Source organism: Burkholderia sp. BCC1999 (genome assembly GCF_905339975.1).
In the GTDB taxonomy this organism is placed as follows: domain Bacteria; phylum Pseudomonadota; class Gammaproteobacteria; order Burkholderiales; family Burkholderiaceae; genus Burkholderia.
This window is the reverse complement of record NZ_CAJPHP010000043.1, coordinates 1-19731: the sequence shown is the minus strand read 5'-3', so window position 1 is coordinate 19731 and position 19731 is coordinate 1. Positions and strand designations below refer to the sequence as shown.

The 19731-nt window shown below is 65.5% G+C and carries 15 protein-coding genes and 1 pseudogene; 7 read left to right on the top strand and 9 right to left on the bottom strand.

The window, feature by feature from the left end; all coding sequences use genetic code 11:
- The 5 genes from U5809_RS34345 to U5809_RS34325 form a co-directional block, all read right to left on the bottom strand.
- A partial coding sequence (locus U5809_RS34345; RefSeq protein WP_322089820.1) for an ESPR-type extended signal peptide-containing protein occupies positions 1 to 1731 on the bottom strand: 1731 nt, incomplete at its 3' end.
- Positions 1732 to 2715: 984 nt separating this feature from the next.
- Entirely contained in the window at positions 2716 to 3618 is a 903-nt protein-coding gene (locus tag U5809_RS34340; protein ID WP_322089819.1) for a ferritin-like domain-containing protein, read from the bottom strand.
- A gap of 95 nt (positions 3619 to 3713) precedes the next feature.
- Positions 3714 to 3932: a transcriptional regulator gene (locus U5809_RS34335; protein WP_124457124.1), complete on the bottom strand. Its 219-nt coding sequence runs from the start codon at positions 3930 to 3932 to the stop codon at positions 3714 to 3716.
- A gap of 244 nt (positions 3933 to 4176) precedes the next feature.
- The gene (locus tag U5809_RS34330; RefSeq protein ID WP_176048462.1) at positions 4177 to 4827 is read right to left on the bottom strand and encodes an NADPH-dependent FMN reductase; all 651 of its coding nucleotides are present in this window, start codon (positions 4825 to 4827) and stop codon (positions 4177 to 4179) included.
- Between the two features lie 310 nt (positions 4828 to 5137).
- Positions 5138 to 5443: an NIPSNAP family protein gene (locus U5809_RS34325; protein ID WP_322089818.1), complete on the bottom strand. Its 306-nt coding sequence runs from the start codon at positions 5441 to 5443 to the stop codon at positions 5138 to 5140.
- A gap of 279 nt (positions 5444 to 5722) precedes the next feature.
- On the opposite strand from U5809_RS34325, the gene U5809_RS34320 reads away from it, so the two are divergent.
- Positions 5723 to 6511: a GNAT family N-acetyltransferase gene (locus U5809_RS34320; protein WP_322089817.1), complete on the top strand. Its 789-nt coding sequence runs from the start codon at positions 5723 to 5725 to the stop codon at positions 6509 to 6511.
- 229 nt (positions 6512 to 6740) lie between these two features.
- Here U5809_RS34320 and U5809_RS34315 read toward each other — a convergent pair whose 3' ends face one another.
- Both U5809_RS34315 and U5809_RS34310 read right to left on the bottom strand, forming a co-directional pair.
- On the bottom strand, positions 6741 to 8099 hold the full coding sequence (locus tag U5809_RS34315) for a DUF3999 domain-containing protein (RefSeq protein ID WP_322089816.1): 1359 nt from the start codon (positions 8097 to 8099) through the stop codon (positions 6741 to 6743).
- Positions 8096 to 11470 carry a DUF2339 domain-containing protein gene (locus U5809_RS34310; protein ID WP_322089815.1) on the bottom strand — a complete coding sequence of 1125 codons (3375 nt, stop codon included), beginning with the start codon at positions 11468 to 11470 and terminating at the stop codon, positions 8096 to 8098. The genes U5809_RS34315 and U5809_RS34310 overlap by 4 nt, the downstream gene beginning before the upstream one ends.
- A 485-nt stretch (positions 11471 to 11955) precedes the next feature.
- Here U5809_RS34310 and U5809_RS34305 point away from each other — a divergent pair.
- The 5 genes and pseudogenes from U5809_RS34305 to U5809_RS34285 form a co-directional block, all read left to right on the top strand.
- Positions 11956 to 13257 (top strand): annotated as a pseudogene (locus U5809_RS34305) (quaternary amine ABC transporter ATP-binding protein); the annotation flags it as partial.
- Positions 13250 to 14146: a choline ABC transporter permease subunit gene (gene choW, locus U5809_RS34300; RefSeq protein WP_322089814.1), complete on the top strand. Its 897-nt coding sequence runs from the start codon at positions 13250 to 13252 to the stop codon at positions 14144 to 14146. The pseudogene U5809_RS34305 and the gene choW, both read left to right, overlap by 8 nt.
- Before the next feature lie 108 nt (positions 14147 to 14254).
- A complete protein-coding gene (locus U5809_RS34295) occupies positions 14255 to 15253 on the top strand; it encodes a GlxA family transcriptional regulator (protein WP_174419401.1) in 999 nt (332 codons plus the stop codon).
- Between the two features lie 104 nt (positions 15254 to 15357).
- On the top strand, positions 15358 to 16305 hold the full coding sequence (locus tag U5809_RS34290; RefSeq protein ID WP_176048455.1) for a choline ABC transporter substrate-binding protein: 948 nt from the start codon (positions 15358 to 15360) through the stop codon (positions 16303 to 16305).
- A gap of 306 nt (positions 16306 to 16611) precedes the next feature.
- A complete protein-coding gene (locus tag U5809_RS34285) occupies positions 16612 to 17238 on the top strand; it encodes a trimeric intracellular cation channel family protein (RefSeq protein WP_322089813.1) in 627 nt (208 codons plus the stop codon).
- A 9-nt stretch (positions 17239 to 17247) separates the two neighbouring features.
- Here the strand turns inward: U5809_RS34285 and U5809_RS34280 are convergent, their stop codons facing one another.
- The gene (locus tag U5809_RS34280) at positions 17248 to 17673 is read right to left on the bottom strand and encodes a PACE efflux transporter (RefSeq protein WP_322089812.1); all 426 of its coding nucleotides are present in this window, start codon (positions 17671 to 17673) and stop codon (positions 17248 to 17250) included.
- A 146-nt stretch (positions 17674 to 17819) separates the two neighbouring features.
- Between U5809_RS34280 and U5809_RS34275 the strand changes: the two genes are divergently transcribed.
- The gene (locus U5809_RS34275) at positions 17820 to 18740 is read left to right on the top strand and encodes a LysR substrate-binding domain-containing protein (protein ID WP_322089811.1); all 921 of its coding nucleotides are present in this window, start codon (positions 17820 to 17822) and stop codon (positions 18738 to 18740) included.
- 168 nt (positions 18741 to 18908) lie between these two features.
- On the opposite strand, the gene U5809_RS34270 is transcribed toward U5809_RS34275, so the two are convergent.
- Entirely contained in the window at positions 18909 to 19556 is a 648-nt protein-coding gene (locus U5809_RS34270) for a hypothetical protein (RefSeq protein WP_322089810.1), read from the bottom strand.
- Between the last annotated feature and the right edge of the window lie 175 nt (positions 19557 to 19731).

Here is a 19731-nt window from a genome sequence, read left to right as displayed (position 1 = left end):
CGTCGACGAGGAGGTCGACAGCGACGTGATCGAGCTATTCGCCGACGACAAGCCGGTCGAAGCCGACGTCGACAGGCTCGTGATGCTCGACGTCGTCGTGCTCGCGACCGAGTAGAGCTGGCTACCGTTGATCGCATCGGTGCTGGTCGACGTGACGAGACCCGCCGCGACGTTCTGGATGCGGCGCTCGTTGCCCGCCGTACCAACGCTGACGACGCCGTTGGCGGCGCTTGCGCCAGCGAAGTTACCGAACGTCTGGCCACCGATCGTGGCGGAGCTGACCGAACCGGTGCCGCCCGTCGCCGTGCTCGCTGCACCAATCGTCGCCGAGTTGTTGCCAAGGGCGACGGAGTTTGCCACGTTGGCCGTCGACAGGTAGCCGAGCGCCATCGCGTTGCCGGCCGAAGCGGTCGATTGATAGCCCATCGCGACCGCATTGCCGTTGCCGCTGGCCGTCGCAAACGAACCGATCGAAATGTTTCCGGCTTGGGAAGCCGTGGATTGCTGGCCGATTGCAACGCTCTGGAGCGCGCTTGCCGTCGCCACGCCGAGCGCCACGCTGCCGCCGCCAGCCGCGCTGGCATTGACACCGATCGCGGTCGCGTAGTTCGCCGTCGCGGAACTTCCGTTCCCGAAAGCGGAGGCAGGCGCCGAAGCCCCGCCCGCATACGAGGATGCACCGATTGCGCTCGAACCTGCATAAGCCGCCGTGGCGCCACTGCCGATACCGACAGAACCCGTACCCGTCACGCTGTTGCCACTACCCAGCGCAACCGCGCCGGTGCCGTTCGCCGAGTTGCCGCTGCCGAGCGCGACCGCGCCCGTACCGCTTGCCGAATTGCTGGTACCGAGCGCGACCGCGCCGTCGCCGCTGGCTGTCTGTGCGCGGCCGATTGCCACGGCGCCGCCGGTTGCGCTACCGCTGTTGGCGGTCGTACCCGACGAACCGATCGCGACGTTCTGGCCGGTCGCGCCGGAAATGGTGCCATCGCCCTGCGCGATGCCGTATGCGCCGTTCACCGTCGCACCGCGGCCGATCGCGATGCCGGAAGTCGCGGTCGACACCACCGACGACTGCCCGCCAATTGCGATACCGTCCGAAGCGGCCGACTGCGCGCCCTTGGTTGCATTGCTGCCGATAGCAACCGCGCCGGCACCTGAAGCGATGGTTGAGTTTGCGTACGAAAGCGGGGTTGTGCCATTGCCGGCTGCGCCGCCGATTGCAACCGAATTCAGCGCGTTGGCCGTTGCACCGAAGCCGAGCGCGGTGGAACCCGTGCCACTGGCCGTCGACTCGAGGCCGGCGGACGTGCCCCACAGCGCAGCGGACGACAGAAAGCCCATTGACGTCCCGCCGGAACCAGTGACCTGGGCGAACGCACCGTATACCGTCGCCGCCAGATTGTTGTTGCCGCTGGCGTTACAACCCGCAACCGTGGAATAGGTGCCGGATCCATCGACGGGATACGCATTGGTGTTGCCGGTAGTAGTGCGGCCGACCGTACCGTTGCCCCCGCTTGAGGTGCATGACGTCACCGTGAACTGGCTGCCGTTGGTCGTGCCGGGGATAAGGGTATTGGCGCGCGCGAACGAAGGCAGTGCTGCCAGCATGACGAGTACTGCGGCGGCAACGGCCGACTTGTTCGGCTTGCCCCGTGCCGAATCGTGTTCCGATGCCGCGACCCAGGCGCCAAGAGCTTCGTTCCAGATCGAGCGGTATGTGCGGTTCATGTCCTGCTACCTCCAAATATGCACGCCACACACCGGTCTCTTTCGTTAGAGGATTACTCCGTGCGCTCGCGCGAATCTCAAAATTGATGGGCGGATTTTATTGGAGGTGATTTTTGTAGATTGACAAACAGTGATAAATGAGAGGTTTTGAAAGTTAAAAGATGGTCAATGCATCGCGTTTTGATGTATTGAGTTAGAATGAATTTGAAAGATGTAAGAATGTGTCGTGTAGGGTTCTAATTTTTCGGGGCGGTGTCGTGTTTTCGTATAAAAATCATATGGTTATGGTGGTTTTGTGGGGTAGGTTACACAAGCAATTGCCGAAAAAGTAAGACAAATGAAATAGCAAACGTTTGCGCGTCGACAAATTCTTTCACTAATGTAATGTTAATTCGCAGGCCGGAGGATAATGCGGAGGAAATCTTGTTAACCTGTTAATTCGAGATTTATTACGAATTTGTTTTTATTTTAAGTTGTTGTCTGAAAATCAATTTAACTGAAAATCGTGAACATCCGGCTATGCTGATTTGCGCATCTCGTCCGGCGCGGGTGCCCATGTGGCGGGCGTTCCCGGCAGGCGGGCTCGTCGAATTTGTAAAAAATTGCTACAAAGCGATGGATTGTGTCGCCAGCATTCAACTATCGGATTTGTCGTATTGACGATATCGGTCATATCGGTACTCGAGCGGAATTGGGGCGCGTGCTGGGCAGCCAAAGGAGCCGGCCCCGCAGCGGCTTCCCGCACGGCGTCGACAGGATGTAAAAGACCACCGATGAGTGCCGGGGACGACGTCCCGAATGTCAGATTCCGGGTGTGGCAATGTGTCCGGTCCGCTGGTGGACCGACGCGTCGCAGGAAAAACGGGGATGGAGTGAGTGTGTCGGGCGCGCAACACCCGATCGACGAACGCGGGCCGAACCGGTCACTCGCCGACGGCAACGAAGGCGCGGCGGCCTCCATTGCCTTCGGCAACCGGCTCGACGCTACTTCTTCAGAAACCGCAGCGCGAAGCGCGCCATGCGCGGCACGAACATCGGGCGCAGCAGGCGCCTGTCGTAACCGGCCATGCGCCGGTCGTTCTCGGTCAGACAGAGTTCGATCAGCTCGCGCGGGTTCAGCGCGTCGCCGATGTCGGCTGTGCCGGTGGCCGGAAAGTTCGCGTCACGCGCGGCGCCATCGGCATCGATGCCGCGCGCGATGCCGATCCGGTCGCGAATCAGTTGCACCCACACGGCCGCGACACGCGCGAAGAACCACGGCCGGCGCCACCACGGCATCGTGCGCCAGTACCACGCGTACCAGTTCGCGAAGAACAGGATGTGGCGGCCTTCTTCCTGGATCACGGGCTCGAAGGTGTCGACGAGTTCGGGCGGGAAATAACCGGAGCGCTGCGCGGAGCGGAACAGGCCGAATGCGAAGAAGCTGTCGATGCATTCGCTGAAGCCCGTCATCATCCACGACCATTCGGGATCCTTCGGCGCCGGGTAGGCCGGTTCGGGCGCGAGCCGGATGCCGTACGCTTCGACGAGCTTCGACAGCACGACCTTGTGGCGCGCCTCCTCGCCACCGTCCATCTCGAGCGCGCGGCGCAGCAGCGGATCGTCGACGGTCGCCGCGTAGGTCGCCACGCGGATCGACGCGCGGCCTTCGGTCTGCACCGCGATGTCCCAGATCGGCAGCGACGTGAGCCGCCTGAGTTCGTCCGGTTTGAGCGCCGGCCAGTCGATCACGGCCGGCTTGTACGGGTTGTGTGTGTCGAGCAGCATGCGGCAGAACATCTGCATGTGCGCATCGGAACCGATCCGGACCGGACCTTGCCTCTCGAAGGTCCAGTTGCGCATTGCGTGATCTGCAGCTGCATGCTCTTCCTGCAGCGTGTCACTCATGGCTGTTGTTATGCGATTACGGGTCGAAAGATTCTTGCATAGCTTTCGTAATCGCGTATTTTCGAGCGGCCATGCGGGCGCCGGCCAGGCGCGCGTCACGCGTTCGTGTCGACCCAGAGGCGGCCCCAGCGCGACGCGTAGGCGAGCGCGTGCTCTTCCTCGAAGAAGAAATCGATCGCGTCGAACGACACGGAGCGCGGCGACGGGCCGCTGCTCGCCTTCTCGATCGTCAGGTTGGCGGCGAACAGCCCGTTCGGCAACCGGGCGGCAGCGGGGGCGACTTCGTAGCCCTTGTAGCGGATCGTACGGTTCATGGCGTGCGCGGAAAAAGTTCGGACTTTCAGCGTACGAAAACCTGTCGGCGCCGTGAACCAATCTTTCGGCCAATGCTAATCACGCGGCAGGCCGAATCGTTATCGGGGCGGTACGCAGGGGAAGGGCAACACGGGGAGGTGACAGCTTGCATGGCGCGTCGTCGCGCATCAGCAGACGGAAGACACACCGCGCGCACCCGTCGAGCTTTGTCGACCGGGCGCGCGCGGCGCAATGCGGCGCAGATTACTGGTTGGCGATCTTCAGCACGGGTGCGAGCGCGTCGACCGATGCGGCATGCGACGCCGCGCGATGCGAAGCGAACGCGAGCGCGAACTCGGCCGCTTGCGCGCCGACCGTCTCGAGCTGCGCGGCGACCTTCGGATCCGAGCAGCTGTCGGCGCTGTCGAAGCGCGTTTCGAGCGTGTTCACGGTCGCGCCGAACGGTGTCGGCCAGCCGCGCAGTGCATGGACGATCGAACGCACCGACGTCAGCACGGTACCGGCCGCCTGCCAGCCGTACGCGGTGACGATCAGGCCGACCGCGCGGCCGTCGAGATAGGGGCGCTCGTCGGCGCGCAGTTCCTCGAGGGTATCGAGCGCGTTCTTCACGAGACCGGAGACGCCGCCGTGATAGCCGGGCGTCGCGATGATGATCGCGTCGGCCTGGCGCACGGCGTCGATCAGCTCGCGCTGCGCGTCGGTCAGCGTTTTGTGTTCGGGGGCGTAGTGCGGCAGCGTATGCAGGAACGGGCCGTCGAACAGGCGCGTCCGGGCGCCGGCGGCTTGCGCGCCGCGCAACGCGAACGACAGCGCGCGTTCGGTCGACGACGCTGCCCGGGTGGTACCGCCAATGCCGACGACGAACGGGCGGCGGTGTTGATCGAATGCAGTCAAGGGGCGCTCCTTGGGGATGGCTTGCCCGGCTAAGCACAGGCTTAAAACCAGATGGTAACGACCCCGTCGCCACTCTGAAAACGACTTTTCGTTCTATCGATATGCCGCAAGGCAGGGGCAATCGTGTGCGCGGCCACCCAGATCGATAGCAGAAATGCTTGGTTGGGACGACGGGCCGCGGTCGATAAGATGGGCTCGTCTCCTCCATGATGTCTCTACTGACATGGGTTGGCCCCGCCGCGCGGATGCAGGCGGGGCTTTTTTTCGTCCCGATCAGGAAAAGGGGTGCGATGCGCCGGGCGCCTGCCGGTTACTCGAACACCGGCCGGAAGAAGCTGCGCTCGTAGCTCATGATGCAGCGCGTTTCCTCGGCGTAGCGGAACGCGGCCTGGCAGGCCGGATCGTCCATCGAGCGTTCGCGGTAGCGCTCGTATTCGGCGAGGTTCGGGAACGAGAACATCGCAAGCGCGATGTTGTTCGCGCCTTCGGACGGCAGGAAGTAGCCATGATGCGTGCCGCCGAATTTTTCGACGAGCGGAATCCACATCTTGCCGTAGGTTTCGAACTCGTCGAGCTTGTACGGATCGATGACGTAGCGAAGGAAGCAGGTGACCATGAGTGCGCCCGGAGCGGTGAGGATCCGGCGAGTCTGGATGGCGCGGCCGCCTGTGTCAACGGCGCACGCCGACGCGTGACCCGGCCGCGGGATGCATTGCTTGCGCAAACAACGATCGGCGCACTTTCATGCGTTCGCAACGACCCGCGCAGCGCCGCGGCGCGCACCGTTTCAACCGTCTCCCCCGCACGCATTTCCCCAAACTTTTACGACATTTTTTCTTGCGACAGCGGCTGGCGCGCTCATAGACTTCGGGCATCCCAACCACGGAGCATTGCAATGTCGATACCCTGGAACGCGATCGCCGAACGTCCCTCCGCCGCGCCGCCTTCCGTGAGCGCCGACCGGGTGGTCGTACGGCGTTTCGATCCGGCATTCGACAGCTATGCGCAACTCACGCCGATGCTGCATCGCGCCTTCGCGCGGCTCGGCGCGATGGGGCTCAACTGTACGTGCGTCGATCAGGACGAAGACGTCACGCGCCGCCGTGCGGAAGCCGGCGAGTGCTACGTCGCCGTTTGTGGCGGGCGTGTCGTCGGTACGGCCACGCTGTATGCGACGGATCCGTCGTCGGCGTGCTCGCTGTACCGGCGCGAAGGCGTCGCAAGCGTGCGGCAGGTGGCGGTGGACCCCGATTGCCAGAGCCGCGGGATCGGCGCGCTGTTGCTGTCGTTCGCCGAGCAGTGGGCCGCGTTGCGCGGCTATACGCTGCTCGCGCTCGATACGCCGCATCCTGCTTCGCACCTGCTCGCGTTCTACGGCGCGCAGGGTTTCGAAGTCGTCGACGTGATGCACTTCGACGGCAAGCGCTACGACAGCGCGATCCTCTGCAAACGGCCGGTCGCGCAGGTTGCACGCCGCGTGTCGCCGGCGTCGCGGATGGCCGTGCGCGTGGCGGCCGTGCGGCGCCTTGCTCATGCGTTGCCGTCGCGCGTGGCCGCGGTGGCCCGGCGCGACCCGCACGTTCGCCGCGCCGCCGGTTGGGCCGCGCGTCGTGCGGCCGGCGCTGCGAGCTGCCGCTCGTCGCCGTGGCGGCCGCGCCAGCACGGGCGCCACACGTTCGGCTGAATGTCGCGCACCGGTTCGTTTTCCTGCTTTGCCGCGTAGACGTCGTAAGAGCGGAGTGTGGCGCTCCCGCTCGTGTACGGCCCTTGAGACACCCCCGCCGCGCCGCGGCGAAACGGACGTTTACGCGCTTTTTATGCCCCGACGTGGTCCTTTGCCGCGATCTTCACGCGAATCTTCATAAGATGGTTGCGTGGAAACGGAAGCCGCATGCGCGCCGACACGCTTCGCGTCACTCGTCGCTGCTGCGCGTGTCGCCGCCGCCCTTCGCGAGCCGCCACGCGATCGTGCCGAGCACACCGACCGCGACGACCAGCGCGCCCCACAGCACGTAGCGGCGTGTCGCGTCGGTATCGGCGGCCAGCACCGGCGCGACCGCCGATACCGGCAGCGCCGCGCCGACTCGTGCGGGCCGAACTTCGGGCACCATGCCGACCAGCAGCGCATCGCGGCTCACTGCCGACGACACTAGCGAAGCGTCGCCGACGCCGAGCGTAAACGGCGGTGTGCCGCGTGCCACGAAGGTCAGCGCGGCAGGATGCCAGCCGATCGCGACGGCCGGCTGGCCGCCGCCGAATCCGCCGTTGCGCATGTCGACGACGATCCGCCATGCGCGATCCGTATCCGCCGAGAATTCGAGCGGCGGATTGCGCTGCTCGCCGGCCTTGCCCTGCAACCGGAACAGCACGGCGCCTGCGACTTCGCGCCACGGCGCTTGCGCGTCGGTGCGGCTCTGCAGCGTCGCGCGCGCGACGGTGTTCGGCTGCGGCAGGTCGATGCGCACGCGATCGACCGGATACGCGCCGTCGGTGTCGAACAGATACTCACCCGGCCTGCTGCCGGCGCGCACGCGCACCGCGTCGCGCCACTGGCGCGGCACGGACGCGGTGTCGGTCCCGCGTGCGTCGCGCGGATGCGTCTCGACGTCGATCGACGCGATCGCGGGCGCGCCGTCGAGCCAGTCCAGCCGGAGGTAGCGAGGTGCCGCGCCTTCGAGCGCGATGCGTTCCTGCACCAGCATGTCGTCGCCGTGGCCGACCTTCAGCAACTGCGTGCTGCCGAGCGACCGCCAGTTGCGCAGGTCGTCGCTCGCTTCGATCGCGACACGCCCCTGATAGCTGTCGTCGCCGACATGCACGAGCAGCGCGTCGATGGTGCCGTCCGTATGCGACAGGTCGACGAGATCGGCGCCATGCTTCGTGCGCGCCGGTGCGGCGGTCGCCGCGCGCAGCGCGCCGTCCGGGCCGACCGTCACGCCGAGCGGCGCGCTGCCGTTGTCGGCGCGGGGCGGCGGCAGCGGAAACCAGTGCACCGGCGTGCGCGTCGGCGGTACCGCGGGTGCGGCCGCGACGGGTGCGTCGAGCGAATACGGCACCGGTTCGCCCGCGCCGTTGAAGATGCGCACGTCGCCGAGATCGTCGCGCCGGCTCGCCGCATACACGGGCTGCGGCACGGTGAGCTGGTAATACGCGGCGCTGCCGTCGAGGTCGAGCGCGAAGCGTTGCGTGACGCGTCCGGCGTCAGGTGCGCTGTCGGCCACCGCGAACGACGCGAGCAGGCTCAGTCCGAGCAGGGCGGCGAGTCGCTTCATGGCTGGTCGTCCTGTTGCACGGCTGCCTTCGGCGGCAGCGGCGAGAAATACCCGATCAACAGCAGCAGCACGCCGATCCCGATGAACGACACGATGCGCTCGATGCCGGTCACGTGCGACAGGTCGAACAGGAACAGCTTGACGACCGTCAGCGCGAGCAGCGCTGCGCCGACGAACCACAGCGGACGCAGCCCGCGGCGCGTGGCCCAGATCGTGATCGCGAGCGCGCAGAGCGTCCAGTACACGGACACCGATGCCTGCACGAGCGTCGATTCGGCCATCGCGCCGAATTCGTACGGCACGCCGGCCCAGTGATGCAGCGTGCGCAGCAGGATCGCGTTCAGCCACAGGAACGCGGTGGCGCCGGCCGCGCTCAGCAGCTCGACGCGATACTTGCCGAACGACCAGCCGAGCTTGCGCGCGCGGATGAACCACGATGCAGCGAGCACATAGACGACCGCGAGCACGAGATCGAGCGGGTTGAAGAGCGGCACGCGCGCCCAGCTTCCGCCGTCCTGCGTGAAGTTCGCGTAGAAGGTCCACACCCACATCACGACGATCAGCGGCAACGATGCGAACGCGCATACACGTGCGATGCCGTCGCGGCGCGTCAGCCACATCCCGGCGAACGCGAACAGGCTCCAGCCGACCATGAATACCTGCTGGATGCCGAACGACGACAACACGGTGTCGATGTCGTAACCCATGTGGAAACGATGATGCAATGTGCGCAGCATCAGCGCGTTGAACCACAGGAATACGGTTGCGACCGCAACGTAATCGACGGCGCGCGGATGCCATGCGATGCCGAGCGTTTTCAGGCGGCGCAGCCACACGGCGAACGCGACGAAGATCAGGAACTGCGCGATGTCGAGCGGATTGAGCAGCGGCAGCCAGAACAGCGGTGCGGCGTCGCCGTCGCTGATCGTGCTGGCGAGGCTCCACAGCCACAGCAGCGCGGCGAGCGGTGCGGCGCCCCATACCTGGTACGCGCGCGGGAACGCCGCGACGGGCCAGCGCAGGCGCGAGCCGGGGCCCGACACGAGCAGGAGCAGTGCGCCGAAGCCGTATGCCCACGCGCTCCAGCTCCATGCGCCTTCGGGGACGAACGCGCGCAGGCGCCAGAAGCCTTCGAGCGACAGCAGCCCGCACAGGGTCCAGAACGTCAGCGTATGGAGCGGCGCGATGATGCCGGCGGCGATCGATGGCACCGTGCCGTTCGCGGCATCGGTGCCGGCCGTGCCGCGCGACTGGCGCCACAGCAGGGCAAGGCCCGCGCCGACGGCGATGGGCCATGCGAACGCGCCCATCCCCGACAGCGGCGCTTCGTGTGCGTCGAACGCGCGCAGCGCGAGCAGCGCCAGCACTGGCGTTAGCGCAAGCGCGGGCCATTCGGCGAGCGGCCATGTGAGCCGACGGCGTGCGACATGCGCGAGCCACGCGGTGCCGGCCGCGAACAGCGCGGTCGTATCGACGACGAAGCGATCGACATGCAGGTCGACGTGACGGCTTGCATAGACGAGGATCTCGTGCAGCCCGCCGCTGACCCACCACAGCAGCCCCCACGCAGCGGCCGCGGCGCCGATCTCGGGCATCCACGCATGCCACGCGCGCGCTTCGTCGCGCCCGTGCAGCCACCAGCCGGTGAACAGGCCGGCAAGGGCGATCAGCAGCATCGCGATGTATGGGCTGTTGAGCACGGGCAGCGCGGTGGCGTCGGCCGGCCCGAGCAGGCTCGTGAAGAACGCGCCGGCCGCGGCGACCTGCATCAGCAGCCCGAAGCCGAACGGCAACAGGCGCTTCTGGCGCACGCCGAGCCACACGATGGCCGCGCCTTCGATCGCCCACGCGGCGCTGGTCGTCGGGCCCGAGAACGCGAGCGGCACGGCCAGCGTCGCAAAGATGACCGCGAGCGCGAGCATCGATTCGAACAGCAGCCCGAGGCGATCGCGGCGCCGCGCGAGCCACGCAGCGACGGCGACATAGAACGCTGATAGCGCTACGGCACTCCACGCGAGCCCGAATGGCATGCCCTTCACGAGCGATGCCTGCAGCGCGGTCGCGACGATCGGCGTGCCGAACACGAGCGTGCCGTCCACGTAGTGCCGCAGCGCGAGTTCGCGTTTCACCGCATACAGCAGAGCGATACCGACGTACATCAGGAAGAACAGGATCAGGAACGGCTCGGTGCTCGCGAACAGCGCGGGACGATAGGCCGTCACGCCCCACGCCGAGCCGATCGTGAACGTGAATACGAAGCCGAGCAGGTTCAGCGGGCGCCACGCCTTGAACCACGCGATCGCGAAGATGCCCGCGTTCAGCAGCGCGTAGTAGCTGAACAGCGCGACGTGGTTGCCCTGGCCGGTCGACAGCAGTACCGGCGCGAGGAAGCCGCCCGCGCTGCCCATGAACGCGAGCGGCAGCGCGTTCTGCCGCACCGCGAGGAACGCGCTCAGCGCGCAGACCGCGACCATCAGCGGGAACGCCGCGCCGACGGGCAGCAGCGCGTAAAGCTTGGTGGCGGCGAAGATCGTCAGGTACAGGATGCCGATGCCGCCGCCCTGCAGCACCAGGCCGTAGGCTTCGCGACGCGCCCGCACGCGCCAGCCGATCGCGAGCAGCGCGGCGGCGCCGAGCGCCGTGCCCGCGAGGCGGAATTCGATCGGCAGCATGTTGTTGTCGGCTGCGTACTTGAGCAGGAACGCAACGCCGAAGAACAGCACGATGATCCCGACGCGCACGACCGTATTGCCGCCGAGCAGCCAGTCGCGCGCGGCGCCGAACGCACGGTCGACGATGCCGGGTTCGCGCGGCGCGGGCGGGGCAGGGCGGGCCGGTGGGGCGGGAGGGCTTGCGGTGGTGCTGACGGGAGCCGGCGCGGGTGCGGCCGGGCGCGCTGCGGTTGCGGGCGCGGGCGTCGGTGCCGGTATCGAGGTGGAGGCCGGCGTGCCGGCTCGTGCGGCGGCAGGTTGTGCGGGGTGTACGGGCAGTATCGGGACGGGCGTCGACGACGTCGCGGATGCCGCATCGGCCGACGCCGTTTGCGCGACGCTGCCGGCTGTCGCTGCACCGGCCTTCGCGCCGGCCAGCTGAGCGCGCAGCGAGTCGAGTTCGCGCGTGAGCGTGTCGACGGTCGCTTCGAGGCGCGCGACGCGATCGGCGAGCGGCAACGGCGTGGAAGGTGTAGTCGCGGACATCGCGAACGCATCGGGCGCGGCGCGCTTGCTCTTGAGCTTGTGTTGCTGCAGCGCGTGACCGATACAGAACCCGACGGCGGCCCCGAGCAGCGAGCCGTTCGCGGCCGAGAAATCCCCGATCAGGGCGGCGATGCCGCCCACGACGAAACCGATTACGGCGAATGCCCAGTTCAACGCCTTGCTCCCTCTCACTATCGTTATCGTCCATCGATCGCGGTTCGCACCGGATCGAGGCGGTTTCAGCACGGCCGGCAGGCGAACCGGCATGCGCGTGCCGCGTGGGTGGACCCTCGTGCAAAAGGCCCGCGGCAACGCCGCGATCAGCGTGTTTGCGGGGAATGTATCACAGCGGCCCGTCGCGGATTTCCGGGGTTGGCGCGGTATCGCGGCGTGCGCCGTCCGGTGTCGCCGAACGGTTTTTTGCACGGTCATGCTTTTTACCGGTGAATGCGCCGGGTGTTTTCGTCTGAACAGACGGCCGCCGGATCGGACGTGAATTTGTCGCAAAGCGACGTGCCGCCGATGCACATTGGCGCAAAACCTCATGCGATGCGCGCCGCGCTGCTGCGCACAAGTCCGACGGGCGATGCCCGCCGTTGTTGGGTGTGCGCGTATTGCGCCGCCGCAATCGGGTGCCGCCGCGCGGCGCGGCCCGCCAGGCGGGGCTGGAGGGCGTGTCGTATTTGCGCAAGCGTTTGTCGTAATTCGTCGGCAGGTCGGGGTTTTTTCTGGCAACTATGTAGGCACGCTATGACAAGCGCGAGTCCCCGCTACACGAGGAGAAGGTTTCGATGGATGCCCCCAAGGTCGTGGTCGAAGGTCTGTGCAAGGTGTTTGGAAGTAACCCGCAGCAGGCGCTCGACATGCTCGCCGCCGGCGCGACGAAAGACGATGTGCTCAAGCGCACCGGTCAGGTCGTCGGCGTGCACAACGTCTCCTTCGAAGTGCAGGAAGGCGAAATTTTCGTGCTGATGGGCCTGTCCGGCTCCGGCAAGTCCACACTGATTCGCCTCGTGAACCGGCTGGTCGATCCGAGCGCCGGCAAGGTGATGATCGACGGGCTCGACGTCGCGTCGGCGCGCCGCTCGGCGTTGACCGCACTGCGCCGCAAGGACATGAGCATGGTGTTCCAGTCGTTCGCGCTGATGCCGCATCGCAGCGTCGTGTCGAACGCCGCGTTCGGCCTCGAAGTCGCGGGCATGGGCAAGAAGGAGCGCGAGCGCCGCGCGATGGAAGTGCTCGAGCAGGTTGGCCTCGCGCCGTTCTCGCACAAGCTGCCGTCGGAGTTGTCGGGCGGCATGCAGCAGCGCGTCGGCCTTGCCCGCGCGCTGGCCGTGAACCCGTCGCTGATGATCATGGACGAGGCGTTCTCCGCGCTCGATCCGCTCAAGCGCCGCGAAATGCAGGATGTGCTGCTGCAACTGCAGAAGGAACAGCGCCGCACGATCATGTTCGTGTCGCACGATCTGGAGGAAGCGCTGCGCATCGGCAACCGCATCGCGATCATGGAAGGCGGCCGCCTCGTGCAGGTCGGCACGCCGCAGGACATCATCGCGAACCCGGCCGACGATTACGTGCGTGCGTTCTTCGACGGTATCGACACCAGCCGCTACCTCACTGCCGGTGACCTGATGCAGACGGGCGCCGTGCCGATCGTGTCGAAATGCGATGCCGCGAACGTCGCGGCGACGCTGAACGGCAGCGCCGAATACGCGTTCGTGCTCGACGCCCAACGCAAGATCCGCGGCTTCGTCACGCGCGACGCGATCGGTCAGGACACGCCGTCGGTTCGGCCGATCGAAAGCATCCGGCACGATGCGTCGCTCGAACATGTCGTCGCGCGTGTGGTTGCGAGCCCGAATGCATTGCCCGTCGTCGACGACGACGGCTGCTACTGCGGCTCGGTCGATCGTGCGCTCATCCTGAAGGCCATCACGCGTTCGCGAGGCTCCCATGTCTGAAATGATTCCGCTCGGTACCTGGGTCGACCAGGGCGTTCACTACCTGCTCGACCATGACGCGAAGACGTTCGACGCGATCGGTCAGGCGATCGAGGGGCTCGCGGCATTCGTCGAGCACGGCCTGCAGGCGATCCCGATGTGGCTGATGATGGCGATCTTCATCGGCGTCGGACTGTGGCGGGTGGGCTGGCGCTTCGCGCTGTTTACCACCGCGTCGCTGCTGCTGATCTTCGCGACGGGCTTCTGGGATCAGACCGTCATCACGCTCGGCCTCACGCTGTCGTCGACGATCATCAGCCTCGTGCTCGGCATTCCGCTCGGCATCTGGGCCGCGAAGAGCAAGTGGGTCGCCGCGATCGTGCGCCCGATCCTCGACCTGATGCAGACGATGCCGGCCTTCGTCTACCTGATTCCGGCCGCGATGCTGTTCGGTCTCGGCCGCGTGCCGGGGATCCTGTCGACGGTGATCTTCGCGATGCCGCCTGCGGTGCGCCTGACGAGCCTCGGTATCCGCCACGTGAACCGCGAGATCGTCGAAGCCGGCCAGGCCTTCGGTTGCACGCCTTGGCAGCTGCTGTACAAGGTGCAGTTCCCGAATGCGCTGCCGTCGATCATGCAGGGCGTGAACCAGACGATCATGATGGCGCTGTCGATGGTGATCATCGCGTCGATGGTCGGCGCGGGCGGTCTCGGCAACGACGTGCTCGCGAGTATCCAGCGCCTCGACATCGGCCTCGGTTTCGAAAGCGGTCTGTCGGTCGTGCTGCTCGCGATCATTCTCGACCGCATCACCGAAAGCTTCGGCCGTGCGCCGGGCACCGCGAAGGCACCGCTGTTCTCGGGCCTCAAGCAACTGTTTCGCGTGAAGGCCGCACCCGCACAGGCCTGACCGACTGGCGGCCGGAACCCCCGGCCGCTCACCCTGACTGTAGAACACGACTTCCGCGGCTTCGGCCGCGGGGTTAGCTCCCTGCAACCTCCTCGCCAGGAGACCGATGTGACGTCCGCCGTCGCTGTCGCGCCCGCCGCCTGCGTTTCACCGGTTTCGTCCCTCGCCCATTTCGGCTTTCTGACGCTGCCGAATTTCTCGATGATTGCGTTCTCGAGCGCGGTCGAGGTACTTCGGATGGCGAACTACGTCGGGCGTGCCGATCACTACAAGTGGTCGATCTACTCGCTCGACGGCGCACCCGCACATGCCAGCAACGGCATCGCGGTGCGGCCTACGCAGGCGCTCGACTACACGAACCTGCCGGATGTGATGATCGTGTGCGGCGGTATCCGCATCCGCGACGTGGTCGACGAGGGCGCACGCGATACGCTCGCGGCGCTCGCCGAACGCGGGCTGCCGCTCGGCGGCATCTGCACGGGCGCGTACGCGCTGATGTCGAGCGGGCTGCTCGACGGCTATCGCTGCACCGTGCACTGGGAAAACCTGTCCGCGCTGCATTCCGAGTTTCCGCAGGTCGGCTTCGCCGACGAGCTGTTCGTCGTCGACCGCGACCGGCTGACCTGCACGGGCGGTACCGCGCCGCTCGACCTGATGCTGAACCTTGTCGGCATGCGCTTCGGCCAGCAGCTGGCCGCGCAGGTGTCCGAGCAGTTCATCCTGGAGCGCATTCGCAGCTCGACCGATACGCAGCCGATTCCGGTCGATGCGCGCGTCGGATTCTCGCGCGCCGAGCTGATCGAGGTCGTGCGGTTGATGGAGGCGAACATCGAGGAGCCGCTGTCGCTCGAGGAACTCGCACGGCTCGTGCGGTTGTCGCAGCGGCATCTGCAGCGGATGTTCAAGGTGTATCTGAACGTGTCGCCGACCCACTATTACCTGACGATGCGCCTGAAACGCGCGCGCGACCTGCTGCGCACGACCGACGCGTCGATCGCGCGCGTGACGACGGTCTGCGGCTTTCATTCGCCGTGTCATTTCAGCAAGGCTTACCGCGCGCAGTTCGGCCATGCGCCGAGCTACGAGCGCCGGTTGCCGGGGCGCTGAATCGAAAGGATGATTCGGTCCGCGACGTCGCCGGGATCGCGGCGCGCGGTTTCAATAAACGATCCCGCATTCAAGCAAACGACATCACTTTGAGGAGAAGCAAGATGAAGCGCCTATTGATCGCAGCGGTGTGCGGGATCGGGATAACCGCGCCGATGTCGGCCGTGTATGCGGCCGATCCGCCCGTATGCAAGAACGTGCGCTTCGCGGATGTCGGCTGGTCCGACATCGCGGCGACCACGGGCCTCGCGTCGACGATGCTGCAGGGCCTCGGCTACAGCCCGACGAAGACGATCGCGTCGGTGCCGATCACGTTCGCGGGGATCAAGAGCAAGCAGATCGACGTGTTCCTCGGCTACTGGTCGCCGACGATGGATCCGATCATCCAGCCGTTCACGAAGGCCGGCACGATCAAGGTGCTCTCGACGCCGAACCTGACCGGCGCGAAATACACGCTCGCGGTGCCCGACTACGTCTATCAGGGCGGCCTGAAGTCGTTCGCGGACATCCAGAAGTACGCGGACAAGCTCAACGGCAAGATCTACGGGATCGAGCCGGGCAACGACGGTAACCTGCTGATCAAGAAGATGATCGACGGCAACCAGTTCGGCCTCGGCAAGTTCAAGATGGTCGAGTCGAGCGAGGCCGGGATGCTGATCGAGGTGAATCGCGCGATCCGCGACAAGCAGTGGATCGTATTTCTTGGGTGGGAACCGCATCCGATGAACGTGCAGATGAAGATCGACTATCTGAGCGGCGGCGACGACGTGTTCGGCCCGAACTACGGCGAAGCGAAGGTGCTGACGGCGACGCCGCCCGACTACGCGCAACGCTGTCCGAACGTCGCGAAGTTCGTGTCGAACCTGCAGTTCACGACGACGATCGAAAACCACGTGATGGTGCCGATCATGAACAAGGAAGACCCGAACAAGGCGGCGGCCGAATACCTGAAGGCGAACCCGCAAGCGCTCGACAAGTGGCTCGCCGGCGTGACGACGATCGACGGCAAGCCGGGCCTGCCGGCGGTGAAGGCGTATCTCGGCGTGCATTGAGTCTGAAGCGTCGGGCTTCGTGGCTTCGGCCGGAAGCCCGACGTGTTTTCCGGGCCGGCGGAAGCGGGACGCACATCCTGCTTCCGCCGGCTTTTTGCTGTCCGCTTCATGCTCGGCCCGTCGGTCACCGGACGATGCGCTAGACTGCTCGATCCCGATCGAGGAGACGGCAATGATCCGCAGTGTGCTTGAGGTATCTGAGGTATCCGGATGGCGGCAGGAAGCCGGCAAGCGGCTGAACGTGACGTCTGCCGGTATCGACGCAGGCTGCAGCCGGACGACGCAGCACCGCGGCCATTCACTCGCATGAAGCGCATCGAGCAAGTCGTGCTTGCCGCCGATCTCGCGGGCACGGCGGTGTTCGCGGTCGAGGGTGCCAATGCGGCGATCGGCGCCGGACTCGATCTGTTCGGCGTGATGGTGCTGTCGCTCGTCGTCGCGCTCGGCGGCGGCGTGATCCGCGATCTGCTGATCGGCGCACGGCCGCCGAGCGCCGTCAGCGACTGGCGTTATCCGGCGCTCGCGTTCGCTGCAGGGCTGTTCGCGTTCGTCTTTCATGCGCGGGTGGCCGAGTTCTCGCCGTCGCTGCTCACGACGCTCGATGCGGCCGGCCTCGCGTTGTTCGCGGTTGCGGGTGCGGTGAAGGCGCTCGAATTCCGCGTTCATCCGTTCATCGCGACGCTGATGGGCGCCGTGACCGGGTGCGGCGGCGGCGTCGTGCGCGACGTGCTGCTCGCGCGGATACCGGTCGTACTGGTCACGGATATCTACGCGAGCGCGGCGCTGCTCGGCGCGGTCGTCGTCGTGGCGTGCCGGCGGCTCGGTTGCCCGCCCGTCGTCGCGGCCGTGCTTGGCGGCGTCGCCTGCTTTGCGCTGCGGATGGCGGCGGTGCGCTTCGGCTGGCAACTGCCGAAAATTGCCGCCGGGGCGTGAGCGCCCGCCTCACGACCCCTTCGTCGCCGCCGGCACGTCGAACACGCGATCGAACGCCCACTGGAACACGAACGCGTAACAGAAGAAGAACGCGAACAACCCGATATCGACGACGAACGCGTCGACCCACGAGATGTCGAGCCACCACGACACGACCGGCACGAGGATGAAGATCAGCCCGCCTTCGAATCCGGTCGCATGCAGGATCCGCCGCCCGAGCGTACGCGCCGGCTGCCGGCGCGACGCTTCCCACCGCTCGAACAACGCGTTGAAGATCATGTTCCACAGCAGCGCGATCGCCGACATCGTCGCCGACAACGCACCCGAATAGACGAGATCCTGCTTGAAGATCGCCGCGATCGCGGGCGAGATGCAGGAGATGGCGATCGCTTCGTAGAGCACCGCCTGCGTGATCCTGCGCGGTAGGCCTTGCACGTTGTTCCTCCGGTTCGACGGCAATCGCCGAGGCGGCGTGCCGCGACGTCCCGCAAGGCTATCCGCGTTGCACGCCTGCTTCAATTCACCTAATCTCACCCCGATTGAATCGAATTCAACCCGGCCGATCCGGCCCGCGAGGCCCCGTGTTCTCGAAAATTCCCCTGACCGCATTGCGTGTATTCGAGTCGTCGGCGCGGCTCGGCACGTTCAAGGCCGCCGCGGACGAACTGTCCGTGACGCCGGCCGCCGTGTCGCACCAGATCAAGTCGCTCGAAAGCCGGCTTGGCGTGCTGCTGTTCGAGCGCGGCGCGAGCGGGGTGCGGCTGACGGAGGAGGGAGAGCAACTGTTTCGTACGAGCCACGATGCGTTGCTCGCGTTGCGTCGGGGGCTGGATGCGGTGCGTCCGGAAGCTTCCGGCGAGCGCCCGCTGGTGCTGACCACCACGCCCGCCTTTGCCGCGATGTGGCTGATTCCGCGTCTCGGCGCATTTCGCCGCGTCGATCCGCACCTGCACATCAAGGTCGAAACCGGCAACACGCTCGTCGATCTCGAACGCGATGCGCGCATCGATCTCGCGATTCGCGCGACGTCGCGCACGTTTCCCGCGCTGCACGAGATTGCGTTGATCGACGAGTACTTCGGCGCGTATGCGGCAGCCGGCTTCGATGCGCATCGCACGGACGAGCCGCTCGACTTGATCGAGACCGTGTGGGATACGCCGCTGCCCGTGTCGGTCGACTGGGCGTCGTGGTGTCGTGCGGCCGGCCGCGAAGCGTGGCTCGAACGCGCGGTGTTTCGCCATTACGACGACGAGCATTACGCGTTGCAGGCCGTGCTGCACGGGCAGGGTGTCGCGTTGTTGAGTTCGGTGCTGGCCGCCGAGCACGTCGAGCGCGGTGCGCTGATGCCGATCGAGCCTTCGGTGCGGATCGAGGGTGCGCGTTTCGTCGCGCTGTGTCGGCCCGGGCGGGAACGCGAGCCGCAGGTCAGGCGGTTTCTCGACTGGCTCGAAGCGGAAATCGCGCAGACGCGTGCGGCGGTGGCGGGGATGGCTGGATTGTGAAAGTTGGGCTTAATGCGTGGGTGGAGCGAAGCGCAGCGTTATATCCTGTGCGTTGATTTTTGGGAGTGGCATGTTATGAGCTAACGTCTGCTCGCTTACTGGAAACTCCAGGTATTCCCACGTACCGGTCCACGGACAGAGTTCGCCGGAACGCTGTTTCCAGCCGGGCTAGTCCAGCCTGGACTGGAGATCGGCTTTGGATTGCAACAGCTGGAACCGACGTTCTTCCTCGTCTTCAGGGATATGGCTGCTGCGTGAGCGGGAAGCACGAAGAATCTCTCCAGTCTCACCATTTCGCCTGATGTAAACGAAAAAACGCTTACCCTCCAGCAAGGTGTAGAAGGTGTAGTTATCAATCGGAACTTTAGACTCGTCACTCACATAGTCGTTGAATCTACTGCTGATATATACGATTTGTGGTCTGGGATCGAAATCAGAACCCAAACCGATGTCCTCGACCGATAGGGGAACTTTCGGAGGAAAGTCTGCGGGAAAAATTTCGCCTTTGAGGGCCATGACGATATTGATTTGGAGACTCCCCACTTGCTTGTCGGTGAATGGAGGTGGGGATATCCGCCGCATTAAGATGTCGTTATAGTGTGTCCCCGCCGGATAGTGAGCCTTATCTTCTTTCCTGAGAGGGATGCGTTGATACATTTCATTGGAAAACCATTGGGTGGCGTCAAAAAGTGGATCATCCTCGGATACTCGCATCATGATTTTTTCGTTCATTGCACGCCCTTTGCTTGCCGTCCAGCTCAAGGCAAAAGCTGCCAGCGACGTCGCCACAATTAACACTGCTCTTCGTTTATTCATGCGCGCGCTTTTGGTCTGAAAGTACGAAGCCCCATGGGTAGCCCGTCTGGCGCAACCCGACTGAACGGATTCACGGCGCCCAGCGAATCCAGGGGAAAACTGATGTCCGAGTCTTTCTCATATTGACTTCGCACATGCGTATGCCTTGCCAACTTGAGTTCCCGGGCGGCGTCAC